Origin of the sequence: Pseudomonas sp. NMI542_15, assembly GCF_021283425.1 — a bacterium.
Taxonomy (GTDB): Bacteria; Pseudomonadota; Gammaproteobacteria; order Pseudomonadales; family Pseudomonadaceae; genus Aquipseudomonas; species Aquipseudomonas fortuita.
The window spans coordinates 1-21,638 of record NZ_JAJSRO010000026.1 but is presented as its reverse complement, the minus strand read 5'-3'; the positions used below and the strand labels follow the sequence as shown (position 1 = coordinate 21,638).

The following is a 21,638-nucleotide window of genomic DNA, read 5'->3' as shown; positions in this document are numbered from 1 at the left end:
CCCCCGATGCAAACGCAGATGCTGATCAATGGCCAGCTGGTCGCAGGTCAAGGCCCGGCCTGGACCGTGCTCAACCCGGCGCTGGGTACGGCCCTGGCGCAAATCAACGAAGCCACCGAGGCCCAGGTGGACAGCGCCGTGCGCGCCGCCGACCAAGCCTTCGACAGCTGGTCGCAAACCAGCCCCAAGGACCGCTCGCGAACCTTGCTGGCGCTGGCGGACGCCATCGAAGCCCATGGCGATGAACTGGCCCGGCTGGAATCGCAGAACTGCGGCAAGCCCCTCAGCGCGGCGCTGAACGACGAAATCCCGGCGATTGCCGATGTGTTCCGCTACTTTGCCGGTGCGGCGCGCTGCCTGGGCGGCTCGGCGGCCGGCGAATATCTGCCGGGCCACACCTCGATGATCCGTCGCGACCCGTTGGGTGTGGTGGCCTCCATCGCACCCTGGAACTACCCGTTGATGATGCTGGCCTGGAAGATCGCGCCGGCCTTGGCAGCCGGCAACACGGTGGTGATCAAACCCTCCGAACTGACCCCGCTGACCGCCTTGCGACTGGGTGAACTGGCCCAGGACCTGCTGCCGCCGGGCGTGCTGAACATTCTCTTTGGCCGCGGCCAGACCGTCGGCAACCCGCTGGTCAGCCATCCCAAGGTGCGCATGGTGTCGCTGACAGGCTCCATCCCCACGGGCGCGCACATCATCAGCGCCACCGCCGACAGCGTGAAACGCATGCACATGGAGCTGGGTGGCAAGGCGCCTGTGCTGGTGTTTGATGATGCTGACATCGACGCCGCCATCGACGGCATCCGCACGTTCGGCTTCTACAACGCCGGCCAGGACTGCACCGCAGCCTGTCGCCTTTATGTGCAGGACGGTATCTACGACCGCTTCGTCGAGGGCCTGGGTGCAGCAGTAGCGAGCCTGAAACCTGGCCTGCAGGAGGCCGAGGACACCGAACTGGGGCCGCTGATCAGTGCCCAGCACCGCGACAAGGTCGCCGGGCTGGTGCAGCGGGCCATCGCCCAACCGCACATTCGCCTGGTGACGGGTGGCAAGGCGATTGAGGGCAATGGTTTCTACTTCGAGCCGACCGTGCTGGCCGACGCCCTGCAGGACGACGAGATCGTGCGCAACGAAGTATTCGGCCCAGTGGTCTCGGTCACGCGCTTTAAAGACGAAGCGCAGGCGCTGGAATGGGCCAACGACTCCAACTACGGCCTTGCCTCATCGGTGTGGACCCGCGACACCGGCCGCGCCCACCGCCTGGCGGCGCGCTTGCAGTACGGCTGCACCTGGGTGAATACCCACTTCATGCTGGTCAGCGAAATGCCCCATGGCGGGCAGAAGCATTCAGGGTATGGGAAGGATATGTCGATGTATGGGCTGGAGGACTACACCTGCGTGCGGCATGTGATGATCAAGCATTGAGGAAAGCGTTGGAGTCTGTCGTTAGAGTTGTGGCGCGTACGAGATCGAGCGCCGCGCGGGCGGCGCTCGATTTCTGCCCTGCACAAAATTTCGCAAATCACCCGCAGGCCGGTACGCTAGTCGCGCAAATCGGACTCGTGAATCGGGTTGGCGCGGCTGGTCGCGCGCTGGTACTGCGCAGGCCAGGTGGCCTTGTTGCCGCCCAGGTCGTCGTCGGCGTGCAGTGGCCAGTACGGGTCGCGCAGCAGTTCGCGGGCGAGGAAGATGAGGTCGGCCTGGCCAGTGCGCAGAATGTGTTCGGCCTGGGCCGGTTCGGTGATCATGCCCACGGTGCCGGTGGCAATTTCCGATTCCTTGCGCACACGTTCGGCGAAGCGGGTCTGGTAGCCGGGGCCGGTGGGGATCTCGGCGTTTACCGAGGTACCGCCAGAGGACACATCGATCAGGTCCACACCCAACCCTCGCAGGCGACGAGCCAGTTCGACGGTTTCATCCGGGTTCCAGCCATCCTCGACCCAATCGGTTGCCGAAACCCGCACCAATAGCGGCAATTCGGCAGGCCACACCGTGCGCACGGCCTCGACCACCTGCAGGGTCAGGCGGATACGGTTTTCAAAGCAACTGCCGTACTCGTCGCGGCGCTGGTTGCTCAACGGTGACAGGAACTGATGCAGCAGGTAACCATGGGCGGCGTGTATTTCGACCACCTTGAAACCGGCCTTCAAGGCGCGCTCAGTCGAGGCGACAAAGGCCGCGATTACGCCCTGGATCTCGTCCTGGGTCAGCTCGTGTGGCGCTGTGTGTTGCGGGTCGAAGGCGATCTTCGATGGGCCTACTGGCTGCCAGCCTCCCTCTTCGACTTTCACACTGCCCTGTTTGCCCAGCCATGGGCGGTAGGTACTGGCCTTGCGCCCGGCGTGCGCCAATTGTATGCCCGGCACGGCCCCCTGGGCGGTAATGAAACGGGTGATGCGTTGCAGCGGTGCAATCTGGGCATCGTCCCACAGGCCGAGGTCTTCGGCGGTGATGCGGCCATCGGCAGTAACCGCCACGGCTTCCGTGATCACCAAACCCGCGCCACCCACCGCACGGCTGCCTAAATGGACAAGGTGCCAGTCGTTGGCCAGGCCATCGATGGCGGAATACTGGCACATCGGCGATACGGCGATGCGGTTGGGCAGGGTCAGCTGACGCAGGGTGTAAGGCTCGAGCAGCAGGCTCATGAGGGCACCTCCCAAGAACTCCAATGGTGATCCGGCCCGGGCACTCAATTGCACGTCCCTGGCCCAGGTCCGGTCATAACTTCAGACTAGACCAGAATGGGTGGGGGGGAGGTTCCATGGGATTTTGGGTGGGGTGCGGGTGGGGTGCGGGTGTCAGGCTCGAAAGTGATGTCGCCGGTGAGATCGAGCGCCGCCCGCGCGGCGCATCGCGACGCAAGGCCGCTCCCACATTTGTTGCAACGTGGCCATGTCTGTGAGGCCATGGTTGTCAGCCTTGGCGCATGACGGAAGGCTGGTGGAGCGATAACAGCGTCAGCGCACAGGCATCGTCAGATCAACAAGGCGCGCAACCATGGCCTTGCAGGTTTGGCACGTTGCAACAAATGTGGGAGCGGCCTTGCGTCGCGATGCGCCGCGCGGGCGGCGCTCGATTTCCGCCACACCAAACAACTCAAGGCAAGCCCAGCGACCCCGTCAGCGCGGCTCCATGTGGGCAATCATCAACTGCACACTTTCGTTGCCACGAAACTCGTTCACATCCAGCTTGTACGCCAGTTCGACCCAGCGCACGGTCGGGTTCGGCCACACTTCGCGGTCGACGCCGAAGGCAATGCCATCCAGTCGCACCGAGCCACATTCGCTCTTGAGCACCACCTTCAGGTGCCGCTCGCCCACCACCCGCTGCTCCACCAGCTGGAACACGCCGTGGAACAGCGGCTCGGGGAAATGCTGGCCCCAAGGCCCGGCATGACGCAGGGCCTTGGCCAGGTCGAGGTGAAATTCCTCCACGGCCAGGCTGCCATCTGACAACAGCCGGCCTGTCAGGTCTTCCTCACGCAGCTGGCGACGCACTTCTTCGTCAAACGCCTCGGCAAAGGCCGGGAAATTACCCTCAGGCAACGATAAGCCCGCAGCCATGGCGTGGCCGCCGAACTTGCTGATCAGTTGTGGGTGGCGCGCCGCCACGGCATCCAGTGCATCGCGGATGTGGAAGCCTGGTACCGACCGCGCCGACCCTTTGAGCATGCCTTCACCGGCATCGGCGAAGGCGATGGTAGGCCGGTGGTAACGCTCTTTCAGCCGCGAAGCCAGAATACCGATCACGCCCTGGTGCCAGTCGGCATCGAACAGGCACAACCCATACGGCATGGACTCCACCGGCAGGTCCCTGAGCTGGGCCAGGGCCTCGCGTTGCATGCCCTGCTCGATGGACTTGCGGTCCTGGTTCAACTCGTCAAGCTGCTGGGCCATGTCCTGGGCCAGCGCCGCGTCTTCGCACAGCAGGCACTCGATGCCCAGGCTCATGTCGTCCAGGCGACCGGCGGCGTTCAGCCGCGGGCCGAGGATGAAGCCAAGGTCAGTCGAGGTGATACGCCGGTGATCGCGGCGGGCCACTTCGAGAATTGCTTTAAGCCCTGGGCGGGCGCGACCGGCGCGGATGCGCTCAAGGCCCTGATGCACCAGGATGCGGTTGTTGGCATCCAGCGGCACCACGTCGGCAACGCTGCCCAACGCGACCAGGTCGAGCAGCTCGCCGATGTTCGGCTGTGCTTGCGTCTCATAGCGCCCCAGGCTGCGCAGGCGCGCGCGCAGGGCCATCAGCACATAGAAGATCACCCCTACCCCGGCCAGCGCCTTGCTCGGGAACGTACAGCCAGGCTGGTTGGGGTTGATGATAGCGTCGGCATCGGGCAGTTGCTGGCCTGGCAGGTGGTGGTCAGTGACCAGCACCTTGAGCCCGGCGGCCTTGGCTGCCGCCACACCCTCGACGCTGGAAATACCATTGTCCACGGTGATCAGCAGTTGCGGCTGACGCTGCAGCGCCACCTCGACGATTTCCGGGGTCAGGCCATAGCCGTATTCGAAGCGGTTGGGCACCAGGTAATCGACGTGGGCCGCACCCAGCAGCCGCAGGCCCAGCACCCCGACGGTGCTGGCCGTGGCGCCATCGGCATCGAAATCGCCAACGATAAGAATGCGCTGGCGCTGGTCCAGCGCCTCGACCAGCAGGTCGACACCGGCCTCGATGCCCTTGAGTTGCTGGTACGGCAGCAGGCGCACCAGGCTTTTGTCCAGCTCGGCCTCGCACTGTACGCCGCGCGCGGCGTACAGACGGGTCAGCAAGGGTGGCAAGTTACCCAGAAATGGCAGTGTCGGCGGCAGGGGGCGAGGTTCGATACGCATAGGTCGCTTCAGCCACGCTCACCGAGCAGCCACTGCAGTTGCACCTCGTGCTGGCCACGGTCATCGGTCACGAACACCGTACCTTCACTGATCATCACGTCCCACTTGATGCTGCGCGGCATGTCGGTAGCCAGCGTCTCCAGCACCTCCTGAGGCACGGCAGCGATGTTCAGGTTTTTCAGGTTCTTCACGGCACCTACCACCTTGCCTTCCCAGACACGCAGGCTGCCATAGGCCAGCAGGCTGGTGCGTTCGGTACGGCGCGAGCACCAGGTCAGGCGGTCGGCGTCTGGCTGGCCAACTTCGATCCAGTGCAACACGCGATCATCCAGGCTCTTTTCCCACAGCGCCGGCTCATCGACATCCGAAAGACCGCGGCCAAACGACAAGTTCTCGTTGTACCAGAGCGCGTACGCCAACAGACGAACCGCCATACGCTCTTCCGTTTCCGAAGGATGGCGGGCAATGGTCTGCTTGACGCTTTCGTAGACATTGCGATCAAGGTCGGTCAGATTCAATTCGAACTTGTAGGTGGTGGACGGCTGGGCCATGGTCGACGGGCTTCGTGCAAAAGAAAAGTGGCACAGTCTAACCCATCCGCTCCCTCCATGCGCCGCAGCAGTACCCGGCGAAACCGACGTGTGATAAAACCACGGCTCTGCCCAGCTGCCACGGATACCCCATGTCGACGCCCAGCAAACCCCTCGCCGGCCTCAAAGTTGTCGAACTTGGCACCCTGATTGCCGGGCCGTTTGCCTCGCGCATCTGTGCCGAATTCGGCGCCGAGGTGATCAAGGTCGAATCCCCCGACGGCGGCGACCCGTTGCGCAAGTGGCGCAAGCTGTACGAGGGCACTTCGCTGTGGTGGTTCGTGCAGGCGCGCAACAAGCAATCGCTCACCCTCAACCTCAAGCACCCCGAGGGCCGCGAGATTCTGAAGCGCCTGCTGGCCGACGCCGACATCCTGATCGAGAACTTCCGCCCGGGCGTGCTGGAAAAGCTCGGCCTGGGCTGGGATGTGCTGCATGCGCTGAACCCGGGCCTGGTGATGGTGCGCCTTTCGGGCTTTGGCCAGACCGGGCCGATGAAAGACCAGCCGGGTTTTGGCGCCGTGGGCGAGTCGATGGGCGGTTTGCGCTACATCACCGGCTTCGACGACCGCCCGCCGGTGCGCACGGGCATTTCCATCGGTGACTCGATTGCCGCCTTGTGGGGGGTAATCGGCGCGCTGATGGCGCTGCGCCACCGTGAAGTCAATGGCGGCCAGGGCCAGGTGGTGGACGTGGCGCTGTACGAGGCGATTTTCGCCATGATGGAAAGCATGGTCCCGGAATTCGATGTGTTCGGCTTTATCCGCGAGCGCACCGGCAACATCATGCCGGGTATCACGCCCTCCTCGATCCATACCAGCGCCGACGGCAAGCACGTGCAGATCGGCGCCAACGGCGATGCAATCTTCAAGCGCTTCATGCAGGCCATCGGCCGTGCCGACCTGGCAGAAGACCCGACCTTGGCCAGCAACGATGGCCGTGACCTGCGCCGAGACGAACTGTATGGGGTGATCGACCGCTGGGCCAACAGCCTGCCCCTGGAGCAATTGATGCAGGTACTGACCACGGCCGAAGTGCCCGCCAGCCGTATCTATTCGGCCGAGGACATGTTCAAGGACCCGCAGTACCTGGCGCGGGAGATGTTCTTGCAAGCCAAGCTGCCGGACGGCAAGCCGTTCCGCATGCCGGGCATCGTGCCCAAGCTGTCGGATACGCCTGGTTCCACCGAGTGGGTCGGCCCGGCGCTGGGCGAACATACCGAAGCACTGCTTACCCGCCTGGGCTATGACGCGGCGGCCATTGCCGGCCTGCGCGAAGCCGGCGCGGTCTGACGCCTGCCGCCGCCCTCGCCCATGCGCGCTGCCCGCGGGTTACGCCACCTGATCCTGCTGTGCGGGCTACTGCCCGCATTGCTCCTGCAGCCGGTCAGTGCCAAAGAACGCATCGTCTGGCTGGTACGTGACCTGCCGCCCTTCACCATTTTTCACGGCACGGAAAAAGGCCAAGGGGTAATCGACCAGTTGTTGCCGCTGCTCATCGGGCAGATGCCTGAATACGACCACAGCATCGTACGGGTCAACCGCGCCCGCGGCATCCAGATGCTGCAAGACCGCAACAGCTTCACCTGCGACCCGACACTGCTATGGACCGCGGAACGTGCCGAATATGTGCGCTTTTCCATGCCATCGCTGGGCGTGCTCAGCGGTGGCCTGGTGCTGCGCCAGGAAAACCAGGCGCTGGTGGCACCCTACCTCGACGGGCAGCAGGTAGACCTGCATGGCCTGCTGAGCAACGACTCGCTGAAGCTCGGAATTGTTGCCGAGCGCAGCTACGGCACCCAGATTGACGCCATCCTGCGCCAGTTGCCCGACAGCGTGCTCAGCCGCCATTACGGCAATGATGCCACCGCCAACCTGCTGCAGATGCAACAGCTGGGGCGCCTGCGCATGGTGCTCGGGTACTGGCCGGAAGTGCGTTATCTGATTCAGCAGCAAGGGGGCTCACTGGCGGATTACCAGTTTCATCCTGTGCAGGGGGTGGCGCGCTACCAGTTTTTGCATGTAGGTTGCTCGGACAGCCCGCTAGGGCGCGCAGCGATCGCGCATATCGACCAGCTCTTGCCTGCACTGCGCCGGAATGTGTTGCCGCAGTGGTACGCGCGCTGGCTGGACCCGGCGCTGCATGAAGACTACCTGGAAGAAAGCAAGCACTTCTTCGAAGACCAATAGCCGGTTGATCAGCATGCCTGGGCCCTGTAAAAGCCTTACCGGAAAAAAGAAACCCCGGACGCTGGGGAAGACGCCCGGGGCCAAGCGAAAGCCATTGAGGCTTCCCGAGGCAGCCTTGCCAGCACCGGAGCAAAGCACTGGCTGGCTACCCTTACACTGTCTGATGAACTACTCAGGCAAAGGTTCCCCTCGGTTCCTGACGCTGCTGCAGCGCCGCGATCACACAGGGCTGCAAACGCCCTTCGGCGATCTGCAAGTCACGGTGCAGGCCATCTACCAGATCGATCAACAGGCGCTGCTCTTGCAACTGACGCTCGCTGACCGTGCGCCGTAGGGTAATGCCGGCGACACGGTCGTGCAGGGTCAATTGGCGATTACCGCTGGCATCAGCAACGCCGAGCTGGGCCTGGTAAGGCGTCAGGGCTTCGTTGAGCAGTTTGCAGATTCTTTCCATCCGGGTCACTCGCTGCGTGGTGGGATCTAAAGGAACTGACCAACAAGCGCAGCGCAAAGTTCGTCATGCCGCGCAGTTTCAGTGAGCATGCGTGGCAGACGTGACAGTTTGAATACGCCGCCACGGGCGGGCTTGCAGCGCTTGCAAGGCACGCTGCAGGCGTGTGGTAGAAAGCGGCCAGGGGAGTTCGGCGAGCACCCAAAGGCCCCGATTTCTTGCCGCCTGGGCAAGGTCCTGGTGTTTGGGAGTGGCTTGGCCGACGAACAACAGCGCACGTGATCGATGCTGCCGTGCGAGCAAGGCAAGGCCCGCCCGGGTTGGCATGGCATGGTCAAGAATCAGCAGATCGGGCCCACGTTCAGCGGCCAGGCAGGCGTCCAGGTCGGTTGCGTTTGCGCTGATGCGCACGTTGAACATGCCTTGGGCATTGAGGGCCTGGTGCAGGATGATCTGGTGTGATGGGCGAGCCTGGTGGATCAACACGTAGGGCTGGTGCATATGCCGCTCCTGGTGAGAGGACCGGCTAATTTAGGCTACGCGTTGAGGCGCCTGAATAGGACTATTCTGAAACGCTTGAGGGAAGATTCCGAGCTTCTGGAGCCGCGTTGCGGCCCCAGAAGACAACGCAGTTACAGCGGCTTGCCGCGGTTACCGTGCTGGCTGACAAAGCCCTGGACTGCTTTCAGGTCATTGGCCAGCACCGTGCAACGCTCTTCACGGCTGAACAGGTCGCTGAGGTGCGCCGGCAGTTCCAGCGCCCTGCCTACACCCGCCTTCTCTACCGCTTCCGGGAACTTGACCGGGTGCGCGGTACCCAGCACCACCATTGGCGTATCCAGGCTACGGCGGCACTCACGGGCAGCCTTGACCCCGATCGCGGTATGCGGGTCGAGCACTTCACCGGTGGCGGCGAAGACCTCGGCAATGGTCTCGCAAGTCTGCTCGTCACTCACGGCCAGCGAGTCGAACAGCTTGCGGGCTTCGGTCCAGCGGCCTTGCTCGACGCTGAAGCCGCCACCTTGTTTGAAGCTGTCCATCAGCTCGGCAATCGCCCCACCGTTGCGACCGTGCAGGTCGAACAGCAGGCGCTCGAAGTTGGACGAGACCATGATGTCCATCGACGGCGACAGGGTCGCGTGCAGGGTTTCCTTGACGTACTGATTGCCGCTCATGAAGCGGTGCAGGATGTCGTTGCGGTTGGTGGCGACGATCAGCTGGCTGACCGGCAGGCCCATGTTGCGCGCCAGGTAACCGGCGAAGATATCGCCGAAGTTGCCGGTTGGCACCGAGAATGCCACCGAACGCGCCGGGCCACCCAATTGCAGGGCTGCATGGAAGTAGTAGACGATCTGGGCCATGATGCGCGCCCAGTTGATCGAGTTGACTGCCACCAGGCGGGTGCCCTTGAGGAACGACTGGTCAGCGAAGCTGGCCTTGACCATTTCCTGGCAGTCATCGAAGTTGCCTTCGATGGCGATGTTGTGGATGTTGTCGCCGAAGAGGGTGGTCATCTGGCGGCGCTGCACTTCAGACACGCGCTGGTGCGGGTGCAGGATGAAGATGTCGACGTTGTCGCAACGGCGGCAGCCTTCGATGGCGGCGGAACCGGTATCACCGCTGGTGGCACCGATGATCACTACGCGCTCGTTACGCTTGGCCAACACGTGGTCAAGCAGACGGCCAAGCAGTTGCAGGGCGAAGTCCTTGAACGCCAGGGTCGGGCCGTGGAACAGCTCCAGCACCCACTCGTTGCCGTTCAGCTGACGCAGCGGGGCGACCGCAGCGTGAGCGAACTCGCCGTAGGTTTCTTCGAGGATCTTCTTGAAGTCGGCGTCGGCGATGCTGCCTTCAACAAACGGGCGCATCACACGGAAGGCCAGCTCGTGGTACGGCAGGCCAGCCCACGAGGCGATTTCTTCCTGGGTAAAGCGTGGCAGGTTCTCGGGGACGTACAGGCCGCCGTCACTGGCCAGGCCAGCCAGCAGCACGTCTTCGAAATTCAGGGCCGGTGCCTGGCCGCGGGTACTGATATAGCGCATGGGTGCAAACCTTCAATGCTGGGGCCGGGGCCGCACTGGCGGCCCGACGGCACTCGTTTGTTAGTTGAGCTGTTCGACGCGGATGCGCACGACCTTGCCGACCACGTCCTGCAGGGCTTCCAGTGCGACGATGGCGTCGTTGATGCTCTGCTCGACCACGCCGTGGGTCAGGAGGATCATTGGCACCAGGCCGTCCTGCTCCTCGGCTTCCTTCTGCATGATCGACTCGATGTTGATGCCACGCTCCGACAGGATGCTGGCCACCTGGGCCAGTACGCCTGGGTGATCCTTGGCCTGGATGCGCAGGTAGTAGGCGCTTTTGCAGGCTTCGATCGGCAGGATCGGGTGGGCCGACAGCGAGTCTGGCTGGAAGGCCAGGTGCGGTACGCGGTTTTCCGGGTCGGAGGTCATGGCGCGGACCACATCGACCAAGTCGCCGACCACCGACGAAGCGGTGGGCTCCATGCCGGCGCCAGCACCGTAATACAAGGTGGAACCGGCAGCATCACCGTTGACCATGACGGCGTTCATCACACCGTTGACGTTGGCGATCAGGCGGTCGGCCGGGATCAGCGTCGGGTGCACGCGCAGCTCGATGCCTTCGGCGGTGCGGCGCGCCACGCCCAGGTGCTTGATGCGGTAACCCAGGGCCTCGGCGTAGTTCACGTCAGCGGTGGTCAGCTGGGTGATGCCTTCGGTGTAGGCCTTGTCAAACTGCAGCGGAATGCCGAAAGCGATCGACGCCAGGATGGTCAGCTTGTGCGCGGCATCGATGCCTTCGACGTCGAAGGTCGGGTCGGCTTCGGCGTAACCCAGCGCCTGGGCTTCGGCCAGCACGTCCGGGAAGGCACGGCCCTTCTCACGCATTTCGGTGAGGATGAAGTTGCCGGTGCCGTTGATGATGCCGGCCAGCCAGTTGATACGGTTGGCCGACAGGCCTTCGCGGATGGCCTTGATCACCGGGATGCCACCCGCCACGGCCGCTTCGAAGGCGACGATCACGCCCTTTTCGCGGGCCTTGGCAAAAATTTCGTTACCATGCACGGCAATCAGCGCCTTGTTGGCGGTGACCACATGCTTGCCGTTTTCGATGGCCTTGAGCACCAGATCGCGGGCGATGGTGTAGCCACCGATCAGCTCGATGACGATATCGATCTCCGGGTTGCTCGCAACTTCGAACACGTCAGCGGTAATGGGGGTACCGGTAATCTGGCAGTTCGGGTTCTGCGAGCGCATGGCGATCTGGGCCACTTCAATACCGCGCCCGGCACGGCGGGCAATCTCCTCGGCGTTGCGCTGAAGTACATTGAAGGTTCCGCCACCGACGGTCCCCAACCCACAGATGCCTACTTTGACCGGTTTCACTGTGAACTCCCCATTGAACGGCCGACACCTTCGCCGACCGTGAAACATGCCGTCACCCCATGACGACGGCGTACTGAATTGGATTACTTGGCAAGTGCCAGCTTGGCGACCTGCGGTGCCGGCTGGTAGCCCGGAATGACCTGGCCGCTTTCGAGGACGATAGCCGGGGTGCCGTTGACGCCGATCGACTGGCCCAGCTGGAATTGCTTGCCGACCGGGTTGGCGCACTTGGCGGCCTTGATCTCTTCACCTTCGACCATCTTGTCCATCGCCCCGCGGCGGTCACTGGAGCACCACACCGCCTGCAACTGCTGGTCACCCGGCGAGCCGAGCCCTTGGCGCGGGAAGGCGACATAGCGCACTTCGATACCGCGACGGTTCAACTCGGGCACTTCGGCGTGCAATTTGTGGCAATACGGGCAGGTGGTGTCGGTGAACACGGTGATGTGCGACTTGGTCTCGCCTTTGGCAGGATAAACCACCATCTCGGCGGCTGGAATGCCGTTGATGAGTTTGGCAACCCCTTGGCGTTCGGTCTTCTCGGTGAGGTTGACCGGCTTGCCATCCTGGATCTGGAACAGGTAGCCCTGCATCACGAACTGGCCGTCGGCGCTGGCATACAACACGCGGCCGCCCTGCAGCTTGACTTCATACAGGCCGTTGAGCGGGCTGCTGGCCACGCTTTCTACTGGTACTTCCAGCTCGAGGTTCTGCAGCGATTTGCGGATGGCCTGCTCGGCCACGGCATTGCTGTCGGTTGCCGCGGCAACGGCAAAGGTACTGGCCAGCGCCAACGCGGCGGCGGCGAAAAACTGGGTCACGCGCATGGGAACTCCTGAAGGCGGACAGGGGCCGGAGGGCGCCACCTGCGGAAAATACGCGGTGGCCGTGCGGCCCTTGGTGCAAACCGCCCAAGCCTACCACATCACACCACCGGTGAAGGGGCTTGCAAGGACCAGTCGGCGGAACATGAAAAACATTCATCCACGTGGGTGGTGCTGTGCGTGCAACTGCTGCAGGCGGGCTTTGGCCACGTGGGTGTAGATCTGAGTGGTCGAGAGGTCGCTGTGGCCGAGCAGCATCTGGACCACGCGCAGGTCCGCCCCATGGTTGAGCAGGTGAGTGGCAAAGGCATGGCGCAGCGTGTGTGGCGACAGCGGTTTGTCGATACCTGCCACCCGGGCATGGTGCTTGATGCGGTGCCAGAAGGTCTGGCGGGTCATCTGTTCGCCGCGCTGGCTGGGGAACAGCACGTCGCTGGGGCGGCCATTGAGCAACTCGGCGCGGCCATCGCGCTGGTAGCGCTCCAGCCACACTACTGCCTCTTCGCCCATGGGCACCAGGCGCTCTTTGCTGCCCTTGCCCATCACCCGAAGCACACCTTGGCGCAGGTTGATCTGGTCAAGGGTCAGGCTGACCAGTTCGGTGACGCGCAGACCGCAGGCATACAGCACTTCGAGCATGGCGCGGTCACGCTGGCCGATGGCTTCACCCAGGTCCGGGGCCTGCAGCAAGGCTTCAACGTCAGCTTCGGACAACGACTTGGGCAGCGGCTTGCCCAGTTGCGGCATCTCGACCTGCAGGGTCGGGTCAATCGCCACCAGCTTCTCGCGCAGCAGGTAGCGGAAGAAACCCCGCAGGCCGGACAGAAAGCGCGCCGTGGAGCGTGGCTTATAGCCCTGATCGAGGCGCCAGGCGAGGTGGTCGAGGATCAGGTCACGGCCGGCGTCGGGCAGGGAAACCGAATGCTCCTGCAGCCAGCCATTAAACAGCGCCAGATCGCTGCGATAAGACACGCGGGTGTTGTCGGACAGGCCTTTTTCAAGCCAAAGGGCGTCGAGAAACTGGTCGATCAGGGGGTGGTCTAGGGCGGGCATTCGGGGCTGCTGGATGTTGGACGTTGGCCTAGTGTTTCACAGCAGCTGACAGGTTGTCTGTACTGGCCTCCTCGCGGCTAAAGCCGCTCCCACAGGGTTTGCCACAAGATCAGGAATTGTCTTACCCCTGTGGGAGCGGCTTCAGCCGCGAAGAGGCCGGTGCAGGAAAAGCTCAGGCCTGGGGCAAAACGGGCACAGGGCGCTTGTCCTCATCGATGGCGACGAAGCTGAAGACACCGTGAATCGCCCGCTCGCGGCCGTCCAGGTACATGTTCTCGACAAACACGTCCACCTGCACCTGCAGGCTGGTATTGCCAACCTTGACCACCGAGCCCACCAGTTCAACGATAGAGCCCGCCGGGATCGGGTGCTTGAAGTCGATGCGGTCGGTGGACACGGTCACCAGCGGCAGGCGGCAGAAACGCGTGGCGGCGATGAACGACACTTCGTCCATCCAGGCCAGGGCGGTACCGCCGAACAGTGTGTTGTGATGGTTGGTAGTGTTGGGGAACACCGCCTTGGTCACGCGGGTCACCGACAACTCGGTGCGGCGCTGGATTTCCTGGTCTCGGGTAGTGCTCATGGGTTACTCCATCATACAGCGGGCGGGCCATTGCGCGCCCTTCGCGGGTAAACCCGCTCCCACAAAAAAAGCAGCCCGAAGGCTGCTTTTTTCTCGCTAGGCGGCCTTGGCCACCGGGCAAACTGTACTCAGGACAGTTTTTCCTTGATGCGAGCGGCTTTGCCGGACAGGTCGCGCAGGTAGTACAGCTTGGCTTTACGCACGTCACCACGACGTTTCACGGCCAGGCTGTCGATTTGCGGGCTGTAGGTCTGGAAGGTACGCTCTACGCCAACGCCGCTGGAGATCTTGCGCACGGTGAAGGCGCTGTTCAGACCGCGGTTACGCTTGGCGATAACAACGCCTTCGAACGCCTGCAGACGGGAACGCTCACCTTCCTTCACTTTAACCTGGACAACAACGGTGTCGCCTGGTGCGAAGGTCGGGATTTCCTTGCTCATCTGCTCGGCTTCGAGCTGCTGGATGATCTTGTTGGTCATGCTGTGCTCCTAAGATGGATACGCGATCCACCATCGATACGTTTAACTATCGTCCCGCTCGCGGAGGTATTCCTCGAGCAGCTTCTTCTCTTCTCCAGAAAGCGAGCGACTTTCCAGAAGATCGGCGCGTCGTTCGAAGGTCCTACCAAGGGACTGCTTCATCCTCCAACGCCGGATATGTGCATGGTTGCCACTTAGCAACACGTCGGGAACACGCTGATCCGCATACACCTCAGGTCGGGTGTAGTGCGGGCAATCCAGCAGACCGTCGGTGAAGGAGTCTTCTTCCGCCGAGTCCACATGCCCTAAAGCTCCGGGCAGCAGCCGTGTAACCGCATCGATCAGTACCATGGCCGGCAGCTCGCCACCGGAAAGCACATAGTCACCAATCGACCACTCCTCATCGACATGAGCCTCGATAAAGCGCTCGTCGATGCCTTCATAACGACCGGCGATCAGGATCAACGATTCCTGTTCGGCCAGGCCTTTGACCGCCTGCTGAGTCAGCTTGCGGCCTTGTGGCGAGAGGTAGATCACCTTCGCCGCAGCTCCGGTCGCTTGCCTGGCGCTAACCAGGGCGTCTTCCAGAGGCTTGATTTTCATCACCATGCCCGGACCACCGCCAAACGGCCGATCATCTACCGTGTGGTGACGATCTGTGGTGTAGTCCCGCGGGTTCCAGCAAGTTACCTGGAGCAACCCCTGTTTCACCGCGCGGCTGGTAATGCCGTACTCCGTGATGGCCGAGAACATCTCGGGGAACAACGTGATGACGTCTACGCGAAGGTTACCCATCGTTTAGAAGTCCGCGTCCCATTCGACCCGCATCACGCCTGCTTCCAGGTCGACGTTGAGCACGCATTGCGCCGTGTAGGGCAACAGACGCTCGCGATCATCCAGGCTGCCTGCGCAGGGCTTGACCACCATTACATCGTTCGCACCGGTCTCCAACAGGTGATCGACCTTGCCGAACAGCTGTTCGTCCTGGTTGATGACCTTCAGACCTACCAACTGGTACCAGTAGTACTCGTCGGCAGCCAGGTTGGGCAAAAGGCTCCGCGCAATGCAGATTTCGTAACCGCTCAGAAGACGGGCTTCATCACGATCATCGAGGCCTTTCAACTTCACGACCAGGCCCTTTTGGGAGCCACGACCGCTGACCAGCTCGACCTGCTTTACCTTGCCTTCGTGCCGAAGCGTCCAGCCGGGATAATCCAACAGGTTTTCAATCGGATCGGTAAAGGAATACACCTTCACCTCGCCGCGAACGCCGTGAACCGAAAAAATCTTGCCAACGACGATGAGGTCGTCAGCCTTTTCTGGCGTCGCGTTCATACTGTTCAGGCAGCGGCCTTGGCAGCGTCCTTCAGCAGCTGAGCAACACGCTCAGACGGCTGTGCGCCCTGGCTCAGCCAGTAGGTGACGCGCTCTTGGTTGACCGACAGCTTGACTTCGGCGCCCGATGCGATCGGGTTGAAGAAGCCAACGCGCTCAACGAAACGGCCGTCACGGGCGTTACGCGAGTTGGTCACGGTCAGGTGGTAGAATGGGCGCTTTTTCGAGCCGCCACGGGCCAGACGAATGGTTACCATGTGAACATCGTTCCTATAGTCGGTGTTGCAGTTTGTACTGCAAATCTGAATGCCAAATAGGCACACGGGTGCCCAAAAGGCCGCATATTCTCGGGGAATACACGGACATTTGCAAATGACTTTTTCGGCAAGGCATTGCCCCACCGTCCAGATTTGCCGATTTAGCCGCTAAATCAACGGCAGTTGCCCCGCCAGGCGGGGGTTCTGGAAGCCTGCCCCGCTAAAGGCGGGCTCCCGGAATAGGGATTACAGCTTCGGCATGCCGCCGCCTGGCAGCATCCCGCCCAAGCCGCGCATCATCTTGGCCATGCCGCCTTTGGCGGAGAATTTCTTCATCATCTTCTGCATTTGCTTGTGCTGCTTGATCAGCCGGCCGATGTCCTGCACCTGCGTGCCGGAACCCAAGGCGATACGGCGCTTGCGCGAACCACTGATCAGGTCAGGGTCGCGGCGCTCGGCCGGGGTCATGGAGTTGATGATCGCTTCCATCTGCTTGAACTGTTTCTCGGCCGCGCCCTGGGCGTTGCCCATCTGCGACAGGTTGACCCCACCGATGCTCGGCAGCTTGTCCATCAGGCCGCCCAGGCCGCCCATGTTCTTCATCTGTTGCAGCTGGTCGCGGAAGTCTTCGAGGTCGAAGCCCTTGCCCTTCTTCAGCTTCTTGGCCAACTTGTCGGCCTTGGCCTTGTCGATGGTCTGCTCGGCTTGCTCGATCAGGCTGAGCACGTCACCCATGCCGAGGATGCGCGAAGCGACGCGGTCAGGGTGGAACGGCTCGAGGGCCTCGGTCTTCTCACCCATACCGATGAACTTGATCGGCTTGCCGGTAATGGCGCGCACCGACAGTGCAGCACCGCCACGGGCATCACCGTCCACCTTGGTCAGCACCACGCCGGTGAGTGGCAGGGCCTCGCCAAAGGCCTTGGCAGTGTTGGCGGCGTCCTGGCCGGTCATGGCGTCGACCACGAACAGGGTCTCGATCGGCTTGACTGCAGCGTGCAGCGCCTTGATCTCGTCCATCATGTCGGCGTCGATGTGCAGACGGCCGGCGGTGTCGACGATGACCACGTCGATGAACTTCAGCTTGGCTTCGCGGATGGCCGCTTCGGCAATGGCCACCGGCTTCTGGCTGATGTCGGACGGGAAGAAGGTGACGCCGATGTCGTTGGCCAGGGTTTCCAGCTGCTTGATCGCCGCCGGACGGTAGACGTCGGCGGACACCACCATCACGCTCTTTTTCTTGCGCTCTTTAAGGAAGCGCGCGAGCTTGCCGGCAGTGGTGGTCTTACCGGCGCCCTGCAGGCCGGCCATCAGTACAACGGCAGGCGGTGCGGCGTTCAGGGCAAGGTCTTCGTTGGCCGCGCCCATCAGGCTTTCCAGCTCGGCCTGGACGATCTTCACGAACGCCTGGCCCGGGGTCAGGCTGCGCGACACTTCGGTGCCGACCGCACGCTCCTTGACGCTATTGACGAAATCCTTGACCACCGGCAGGGCAACGTCGGCCTCAAGCAGGGCCATGCGCACTTCGCGCAGCGTGTCCTTGATGTTGTCTTCGGTCAGCTTGGCCTTGCCGGTGACATGGCGCAGCGTCTGTGACAGGCGGTCGGTCAGGTTTTCGAACATGGTGATCCTTTCAGGCCCAGTAAAAGCCGAGGTTTGTCAGGCACCCTGGGGGAAATACACACCCGCCGGGCACAGCAAGGCGGCGATTATAGCGAAGTGCAGCGGCGGCGCACACCTTGGGAGACATTCGGTGGCTGCAGTGCCCCCTTCGCGGACACGCCCGCTCCCACCGGATCCCCACCTTATTGCGACCTGCGCTGGATCTGTGGGAGCGGGCGAGCCCGCGAATGCCCTGACACAAGCCTTCAGTCTTCCTTGATCAGCGGAATCTATGCCAAACTCCGTCTCTTTAAGGCTCGCCAACCAGGACTTATGGTTTCCTCTCCCAGCCTCATCCCCAACCTGATCGCTGCCGGCCTTTATATAGCGGCGGCCATCTACCAGGGTTCGCACCTGGCCCAGGGCCGCAAGTCCGACAAGCGCCTGCTTGCCCTGCTGGGTACTTTTGCGGTGCTCGCCCAGGCCGGTGCACTGTACTTCCAGCTGATCACCCCGCTGGGCCTGAGCCTGGACTTCTTCAGCGCCGCCAGTCTGATCGCCGTGGCCGTCATCGCCCTGACCCTGGTGGCCTGCCTGCGCATACCGGTGGAAAACCTGCTGGTGCTGCTGTTCCCGCTGGGTGCGGTGACTGCACTGCTGGCGCAGTTCGCGCCACCTGGCACAGTGCCGCTGATCAACGAAGAGCCGGGCATCCTCGCGCATATCCTGCTGTCGATCCTGGCGTACGGGCTGTTTACCATCGCGGTGTTCCAGTCGCTGCTGTTGCTGCTGCAGGACCACCAGTTGAAGCACAAGCACCCGTCCGGGCTGATCCGGAATTTCCCGCCCCTGCAAACCATGGAAAGCCTGCTGTTCGGCTTCCTCTGGGCCGGCTGGTGCCTGCTGTCGCTGTCGCTGATCTCCGGGTGGCTGTTCCTCGACAACCTGTTCGCCCAGCACCTGGTACACAAGACCTTGCTGGCCTGTGTCGCCTGGGTGGTGTTCAGCGTACTGCTGTGGGGCCGCACCCGCCTGGGCTGGCGTGGCCACAAGGCCATCCGCTGGACGCTGGCCGGTTTCTGCCTGCTGATGCTGGCCTATTTCGGCAGCAAGCTGGTTCGCGAATTCATCCTGCATATCTGACGGCCGCTCATGGACACACTGCCGTACGCACCGCTATTCGGCACTTTGGCACTGGCGCTGCTGTGGTCGGCGCTGTTCACCACGGTGGAAGCCGCCCGACTGCAGCTCAATGGCACCCTGCGCGCCCACGAGGACGGCCAGCCCGTGCTCCCGGCACAGGCCCTGGTGCTGTGCGCCAGCCTGGGCAAGCTGCTGGTGTTGGGCCTGGCCTGCCTGGTGGGCCAGCGCCATAGCGGCGAGCACGGCTTCTGGCTGGCAGGGCTGGCCGCAACCCTCACCTTGCTGGTGTTTGCCGAGTACCTGCCGCGGCGCCTGGCCCGGCGCAACCCACAGGCATGTGTCAACCTCGGTACCAGCCTGCTGAAAGTGCCCCTCGCCCTGCTGCAGCCACTGGCCTGCCTGCTGGACGGTTTCGCCAAGCTGCTGCTGCGCCCGTTCCGCGTGCAACCCACGGCCGTGGCCCTGCACCCGCAGGAAGCCGACGACTTCGACGAAGACGAGGAGCACGAAACACCCCGCCATGGTCTGCTCGATGGCCTGCAGGCGCTGGACAAGATCACCGTCAACGACATTCTGGTACCGCGCAACGAAGTGGACGGCATCAACCTCGACGAGCCGATCGAGCGCATCATCGAGCAGTTGATCGTCAGCCGCCATACCCGCTTGCCGGTCTACCACAACGACATCAATCAGGTCGAAGCAATCCTCAACACCAAGCTGATCAGCCACCTGCTACCCAAGGCCGACCTGACCCTGGAGGCACTGCACGGCGCCTGCTACGAACCCTATTTCGTGCCGGAAAGCACGCCCTTGCAAATGCAGCTGCTGAACTTCCACAAGCAACAGCGCCGGTTGGGTGTGGTGGTGGACGAGTACGGCGAGGTGCAGGGCATCGTCACCCTGGAAGACATCCTCGAAGAGATCGTTGGCGAGTTCGAGGACGAACAGAGCCTGGAAAACCCCCATGTACACCCGCAAACCGATGGCACCTTCGTCATCGACGGCAACGCCTCGCTGCGCGAGATCAACCGCACCCTGGGCTGGCACCTGCCCTGCGACGGCGGGCCGAAAACCCTCAACGGGCTGGTGACCGAAGCGTTGGAAAGCATCCCGGAAACCGCCGTTTGCCTGAAGATCGGCCGCTATCGCCTGGAAATCCTCGAAACAGAGGACAATTGTGCCAGCAAGGTACTGGTGTGGACGGTGACCCGATAGCTATACTCGGGTCACGCTTACCCAGCCCCGCCGCCACGCCTGCTACCCGCACCCGGCGTTCCACGGCCAGTCCGCTCCACTGACACGCCCTGCGGTCCTGCTTCAACACCCCGAACAGTGCCCGCGCCGCCCCTACCCCCCTTGGGCTATCGTCAGTCGTGCGCACACAACAACAAAACGCTCCGGCGCCCGCGCAACCGTGCCTGCCTTTTTTCGGCACGCCGCTGCGGGCCATGCCCATGGAGCCGGACCAGACTGTCAGGGACCTATTCAATGACAAGCAGCACCTATGCCGAAGCGCCTGACGCGCCGGTCAACTCGCCCGCGCGGGTCGCCACTGCCAGCTTCATCGGCACCGCCATCGAGTTCTACGATTTCTATGTCTACGCCACCGCTGCAGCCCTGGTGATCGGCCCGGTGTTCTTCCCGTCCGGGTCGAGCACCGCGCAAATGCTGGCAGCCTTCCTCACCTTTGGCATCGCCTTTCTCGCCCGCCCGCTGGGTTCGGCGCTGTTCGGCCACTTTGGCGACCGCATCGGCCGCAAGTCGACCTTGGTTGCCTCGCTGCTGCTGATGGGCGTCTCTACCACGGCCATCGGCGTGCTGCCTGGCTATGACAGTATTGGCGTGTGGGCGCCGATCATTCTTTGCCTGCTGCGCTTTGGCCAAGGACTGGGCCTGGGCGGTGAATGGGGTGGCGCGGCGTTGCTGGCCACCGAGAACGCCCCGGAGGGCAAGCGCGCCTGGTTCGGCATGTTCCCGCAGCTGGGCCCTTCGATCGGCTTTTTGGCCGCCAACGGCCTGTTCCTGACCCTGGCCCTGACGCTCAGCGACGAGCAGTTCCGTGAATGGGGCTGGCGTATTCCGTTCTTGCTCAGTGCCGCGCTGGTACTGGTGGGCCTGTATGTGCGCCTGAAGCTTGAAGAAAGCCCGGTCTTCGCCAAGGCTGTCGCCCGCCATGAGCGGGTGAAAATGCCAGTGTTCGAGCTGTTTTCCAACTATTGGGTGCCTACCCTGCTGGGCGCTGCAGCGATGGTGGTGTGCTATGCGCTGTTCTATATCTCCACGGTGTTCTCGCTGAGCTATGGCGTGACCACGCTGGGTTACAGCCGCGAGACATTCCTTGGCCTGCTGTGCTTCGCGGTAGTGTTCATGGCCTTGGCGACGCCGCTGTCGGCCTGGCTCAGCGACCGTTACGGGCGCAAGCCGGTGCTTATCGTCGGCGGCCTGCTGGCGGTAGCCTCAGGCTTTACCATGGAGCCGCTGCTGACTTCGGGGTCGACGGCCGGTGTGGCGCTGTTCCTGGCGATCGAGCTGTTCCTGATGGGCGTGACCTTTGCGCCGATGGGGGCACTGCTGCCTGAACTGTTCCCGACCCACGTGCGTTATACCGGAGCTTCGGCGGCGTACAACCTGGGCGGCATTGTCGGCGCCTCGGCGGCACCGTTCTTTGCCCAGAAGCTGGTCAGCATGGGCGGGTTGAGCTGGGTGGGGGGATATGTATCGGTCGCGGCGGTGATCAGCTTGATTGCCGTGCTGTGCCTGAAAGAGACCCGTAATACCGCACTTTGAGTGGACCGGGGCTGCTTTGCAGCCCATTCGCGGGACAAGCCCGCTCCCACAGGATTATCACAGGCCGCTGGCATTGCGAGTGATCTGTGGGAGGCCATTC

Annotated in this window: 21 protein-coding genes; 6 read left to right on the top strand and 15 right to left on the bottom strand. The window is 62.9% G+C overall.

From position 1 onward, the window contains the following. The first annotated feature begins 6 nt into the window (after nucleotides 1-6). Nucleotides 7-1,431 (top strand): gamma-aminobutyraldehyde dehydrogenase, encoded by a 1,425-nt coding sequence (locus LU684_RS26150; RefSeq protein WP_232895207.1) that lies wholly within the window; start codon nucleotides 7-9, stop codon nucleotides 1,429-1,431. A 116-nt stretch (nucleotides 1,432-1,547) separates the two neighbouring features. Here LU684_RS26150 and LU684_RS26145 read toward each other — a convergent pair whose 3' ends face one another. The 3 genes from LU684_RS26145 to LU684_RS26135 form a co-directional block, all read right to left on the bottom strand. Then, nucleotides 1,548-2,654 (bottom strand): NADH:flavin oxidoreductase/NADH oxidase, encoded by a 1,107-nt coding sequence (locus tag LU684_RS26145; RefSeq protein WP_016485156.1) that lies wholly within the window; start codon nucleotides 2,652-2,654, stop codon nucleotides 1,548-1,550. A gap of 474 nt (nucleotides 2,655-3,128) precedes the next feature. Beyond that, a complete protein-coding gene (gene recJ, locus LU684_RS26140) occupies nucleotides 3,129-4,838 on the bottom strand; it encodes a single-stranded-DNA-specific exonuclease RecJ (protein WP_232895206.1) in 1,710 nt (569 codons plus the stop codon). Between the two features lie 8 nt (nucleotides 4,839-4,846). Then, on the bottom strand, nucleotides 4,847-5,389 hold the full coding sequence (locus tag LU684_RS26135; RefSeq protein WP_016485154.1) for a YaeQ family protein: 543 nt from the start codon (nucleotides 5,387-5,389) through the stop codon (nucleotides 4,847-4,849). Nucleotides 5,390-5,520: 131 nt separating this feature from the next. On the opposite strand from LU684_RS26135, the gene LU684_RS26130 reads away from it, so the two are divergent. Continuing rightward, on the top strand, nucleotides 5,521-6,720 hold the full coding sequence (locus LU684_RS26130) for a CaiB/BaiF CoA transferase family protein (protein ID WP_023047322.1): 1,200 nt from the start codon (nucleotides 5,521-5,523) through the stop codon (nucleotides 6,718-6,720). A 21-nt stretch (nucleotides 6,721-6,741) separates the two neighbouring features. After that, nucleotides 6,742-7,617 (top strand): TIGR02285 family protein, encoded by an 876-nt coding sequence (locus LU684_RS26125; protein WP_016485152.1) that lies wholly within the window; start codon nucleotides 6,742-6,744, stop codon nucleotides 7,615-7,617. Nucleotides 7,618-7,789: 172 nt separating this feature from the next. Here LU684_RS26125 and LU684_RS26120 read toward each other — a convergent pair whose 3' ends face one another. From LU684_RS26120 to ffh, 12 genes are all read right to left on the bottom strand, one after another. Further along, complete coding sequence (locus tag LU684_RS26120; RefSeq protein ID WP_016485151.1) at nucleotides 7,790-8,071, bottom strand: DUF3509 domain-containing protein; 282 nt, start codon at nucleotides 8,069-8,071, stop codon at nucleotides 7,790-7,792. A gap of 78 nt (nucleotides 8,072-8,149) precedes the next feature. Continuing rightward, nucleotides 8,150-8,569: a response regulator gene (locus LU684_RS26115; protein ID WP_023047323.1), complete on the bottom strand. Its 420-nt coding sequence runs from the start codon at nucleotides 8,567-8,569 to the stop codon at nucleotides 8,150-8,152. 131 nt (nucleotides 8,570-8,700) lie between these two features. Beyond that, entirely contained in the window at nucleotides 8,701-10,110 is a 1,410-nt protein-coding gene (gene thrC / locus LU684_RS26110; protein WP_023047324.1) for a threonine synthase, read from the bottom strand. A gap of 60 nt (nucleotides 10,111-10,170) precedes the next feature. Further along, complete coding sequence (locus tag LU684_RS26105) at nucleotides 10,171-11,475, bottom strand: homoserine dehydrogenase (RefSeq protein ID WP_016485148.1); 1,305 nt, start codon at nucleotides 11,473-11,475, stop codon at nucleotides 10,171-10,173. A gap of 83 nt (nucleotides 11,476-11,558) precedes the next feature. Then, complete coding sequence (locus tag LU684_RS26100) at nucleotides 11,559-12,302, bottom strand: thioredoxin fold domain-containing protein (RefSeq protein WP_016485147.1); 744 nt, start codon at nucleotides 12,300-12,302, stop codon at nucleotides 11,559-11,561. A 153-nt stretch (nucleotides 12,303-12,455) separates the two neighbouring features. Next, nucleotides 12,456-13,352, bottom strand: coding sequence for a site-specific tyrosine recombinase XerD (gene xerD / locus LU684_RS26095; protein ID WP_016485146.1), 897 nt, complete (start codon nucleotides 13,350-13,352; stop codon nucleotides 12,456-12,458). A gap of 172 nt (nucleotides 13,353-13,524) precedes the next feature. Continuing rightward, a complete protein-coding gene (locus LU684_RS26090; protein WP_016485145.1) occupies nucleotides 13,525-13,935 on the bottom strand; it encodes an acyl-CoA thioesterase in 411 nt (136 codons plus the stop codon). A gap of 128 nt (nucleotides 13,936-14,063) precedes the next feature. Further along, nucleotides 14,064-14,414 carry a 50S ribosomal protein L19 gene (gene rplS, locus LU684_RS26085; protein WP_003252148.1) on the bottom strand — a complete coding sequence of 117 codons (351 nt, stop codon included), beginning with the start codon at nucleotides 14,412-14,414 and terminating at the stop codon, nucleotides 14,064-14,066. Nucleotides 14,415-14,456: 42 nt separating this feature from the next. After that, the gene (gene trmD, locus LU684_RS26080; protein ID WP_003252146.1) at nucleotides 14,457-15,209 is read right to left on the bottom strand and encodes a tRNA (guanosine(37)-N1)-methyltransferase TrmD; all 753 of its coding nucleotides are present in this window, start codon (nucleotides 15,207-15,209) and stop codon (nucleotides 14,457-14,459) included. A 3-nt stretch (nucleotides 15,210-15,212) separates the two neighbouring features. Next, a complete protein-coding gene (rimM, locus tag LU684_RS26075; protein ID WP_023047325.1) occupies nucleotides 15,213-15,749 on the bottom strand; it encodes a ribosome maturation factor RimM in 537 nt (178 codons plus the stop codon). A 5-nt stretch (nucleotides 15,750-15,754) separates the two neighbouring features. Further along, nucleotides 15,755-16,006, bottom strand: coding sequence for a 30S ribosomal protein S16 (gene rpsP / locus LU684_RS26070; RefSeq protein ID WP_008094480.1), 252 nt, complete (start codon nucleotides 16,004-16,006; stop codon nucleotides 15,755-15,757). Nucleotides 16,007-16,252: 246 nt separating this feature from the next. Further along, entirely contained in the window at nucleotides 16,253-17,629 is a 1,377-nt protein-coding gene (gene ffh / locus LU684_RS26065) for a signal recognition particle protein (RefSeq protein WP_012270758.1), read from the bottom strand. Between the two features lie 312 nt (nucleotides 17,630-17,941). On the opposite strand from ffh, the gene LU684_RS26060 reads away from it, so the two are divergent. The 3 genes from LU684_RS26060 to LU684_RS26050 all read left to right on the top strand — a co-directional run bounded on the left by LU684_RS26060 (nucleotide 17,942) and on the right by LU684_RS26050 (nucleotide 21,538). Next, nucleotides 17,942-18,751 carry a cytochrome C assembly family protein gene (locus LU684_RS26060; protein WP_016485143.1) on the top strand — a complete coding sequence of 270 codons (810 nt, stop codon included), beginning with the start codon at nucleotides 17,942-17,944 and terminating at the stop codon, nucleotides 18,749-18,751. 9 nt (nucleotides 18,752-18,760) lie between these two features. Further along, on the top strand, nucleotides 18,761-19,966 hold the full coding sequence (locus LU684_RS26055) for a transporter associated domain-containing protein (RefSeq protein ID WP_209953348.1): 1,206 nt from the start codon (nucleotides 18,761-18,763) through the stop codon (nucleotides 19,964-19,966). A 273-nt stretch (nucleotides 19,967-20,239) separates the two neighbouring features. After that, nucleotides 20,240-21,538 (top strand): MFS transporter, encoded by a 1,299-nt coding sequence (locus LU684_RS26050; protein ID WP_102690157.1) that lies wholly within the window; start codon nucleotides 20,240-20,242, stop codon nucleotides 21,536-21,538. Nucleotides 21,539-21,638: the final 100 nt, after the last annotated feature.

Excerpts from the sequence above, each read along its gene's own strand:
- LU684_RS26150 (WP_232895207.1), top strand. The coding sequence starts at position 7 with ATGCAAACGCAGATGCTGATCAATGGCCAGCTGGTCGCAGGTCAAGGC.
- LU684_RS26145 (WP_016485156.1), bottom strand. The coding sequence starts at position 2,654 with ATGAGCCTGCTGCTCGAGCCTTACACCCTGCGTCAGCTGACCCTGCCC.
- recJ (WP_232895206.1), bottom strand. The coding sequence starts at position 4,838 with ATGCGTATCGAACCTCGCCCCCTGCCGCCGACACTGCCATTTCTGGGT.
- LU684_RS26135 (WP_016485154.1), bottom strand. The coding sequence starts at position 5,389 with ATGGCCCAGCCGTCCACCACCTACAAGTTCGAATTGAATCTGACCGAC.
- LU684_RS26130 (WP_023047322.1), top strand. The coding sequence starts at position 5,521 with ATGTCGACGCCCAGCAAACCCCTCGCCGGCCTCAAAGTTGTCGAACTT.
- LU684_RS26125 (WP_016485152.1), top strand. The coding sequence starts at position 6,742 with ATGCGCGCTGCCCGCGGGTTACGCCACCTGATCCTGCTGTGCGGGCTA.
- LU684_RS26120 (WP_016485151.1), bottom strand. The coding sequence starts at position 8,071 with ATGGAAAGAATCTGCAAACTGCTCAACGAAGCCCTGACGCCTTACCAG.
- LU684_RS26115 (WP_023047323.1), bottom strand. The coding sequence starts at position 8,569 with ATGCACCAGCCCTACGTGTTGATCCACCAGGCTCGCCCATCACACCAG.
- thrC (WP_023047324.1), bottom strand. The coding sequence starts at position 10,110 with ATGCGCTATATCAGTACCCGCGGCCAGGCACCGGCCCTGAATTTCGAA.
- LU684_RS26100 (WP_016485147.1), bottom strand. The coding sequence starts at position 12,302 with ATGCGCGTGACCCAGTTTTTCGCCGCCGCCGCGTTGGCGCTGGCCAGT.
- xerD (WP_016485146.1), bottom strand. The coding sequence starts at position 13,352 with ATGCCCGCCCTAGACCACCCCCTGATCGACCAGTTTCTCGACGCCCTT.
- LU684_RS26090 (WP_016485145.1), bottom strand. The coding sequence starts at position 13,935 with ATGAGCACTACCCGAGACCAGGAAATCCAGCGCCGCACCGAGTTGTCG.
- rplS (WP_003252148.1), bottom strand. The coding sequence starts at position 14,414 with ATGACCAACAAGATCATCCAGCAGCTCGAAGCCGAGCAGATGAGCAAG.
- trmD (WP_003252146.1), bottom strand. The coding sequence starts at position 15,209 with ATGGGTAACCTTCGCGTAGACGTCATCACGTTGTTCCCCGAGATGTTC.
- rimM (WP_023047325.1), bottom strand. The coding sequence starts at position 15,749 with ATGAACGCGACGCCAGAAAAGGCTGACGACCTCATCGTCGTTGGCAAG.
- rpsP (WP_008094480.1), bottom strand. The coding sequence starts at position 16,006 with ATGGTAACCATTCGTCTGGCCCGTGGCGGCTCGAAAAAGCGCCCATTC.
- ffh (WP_012270758.1), bottom strand. The coding sequence starts at position 17,629 with ATGTTCGAAAACCTGACCGACCGCCTGTCACAGACGCTGCGCCATGTC.
- LU684_RS26060 (WP_016485143.1), top strand. The coding sequence starts at position 17,942 with ATGGTTTCCTCTCCCAGCCTCATCCCCAACCTGATCGCTGCCGGCCTT.
- LU684_RS26055 (WP_209953348.1), top strand. The coding sequence starts at position 18,761 with ATGGACACACTGCCGTACGCACCGCTATTCGGCACTTTGGCACTGGCG.
- LU684_RS26050 (WP_102690157.1), top strand. The coding sequence starts at position 20,240 with ATGACAAGCAGCACCTATGCCGAAGCGCCTGACGCGCCGGTCAACTCG.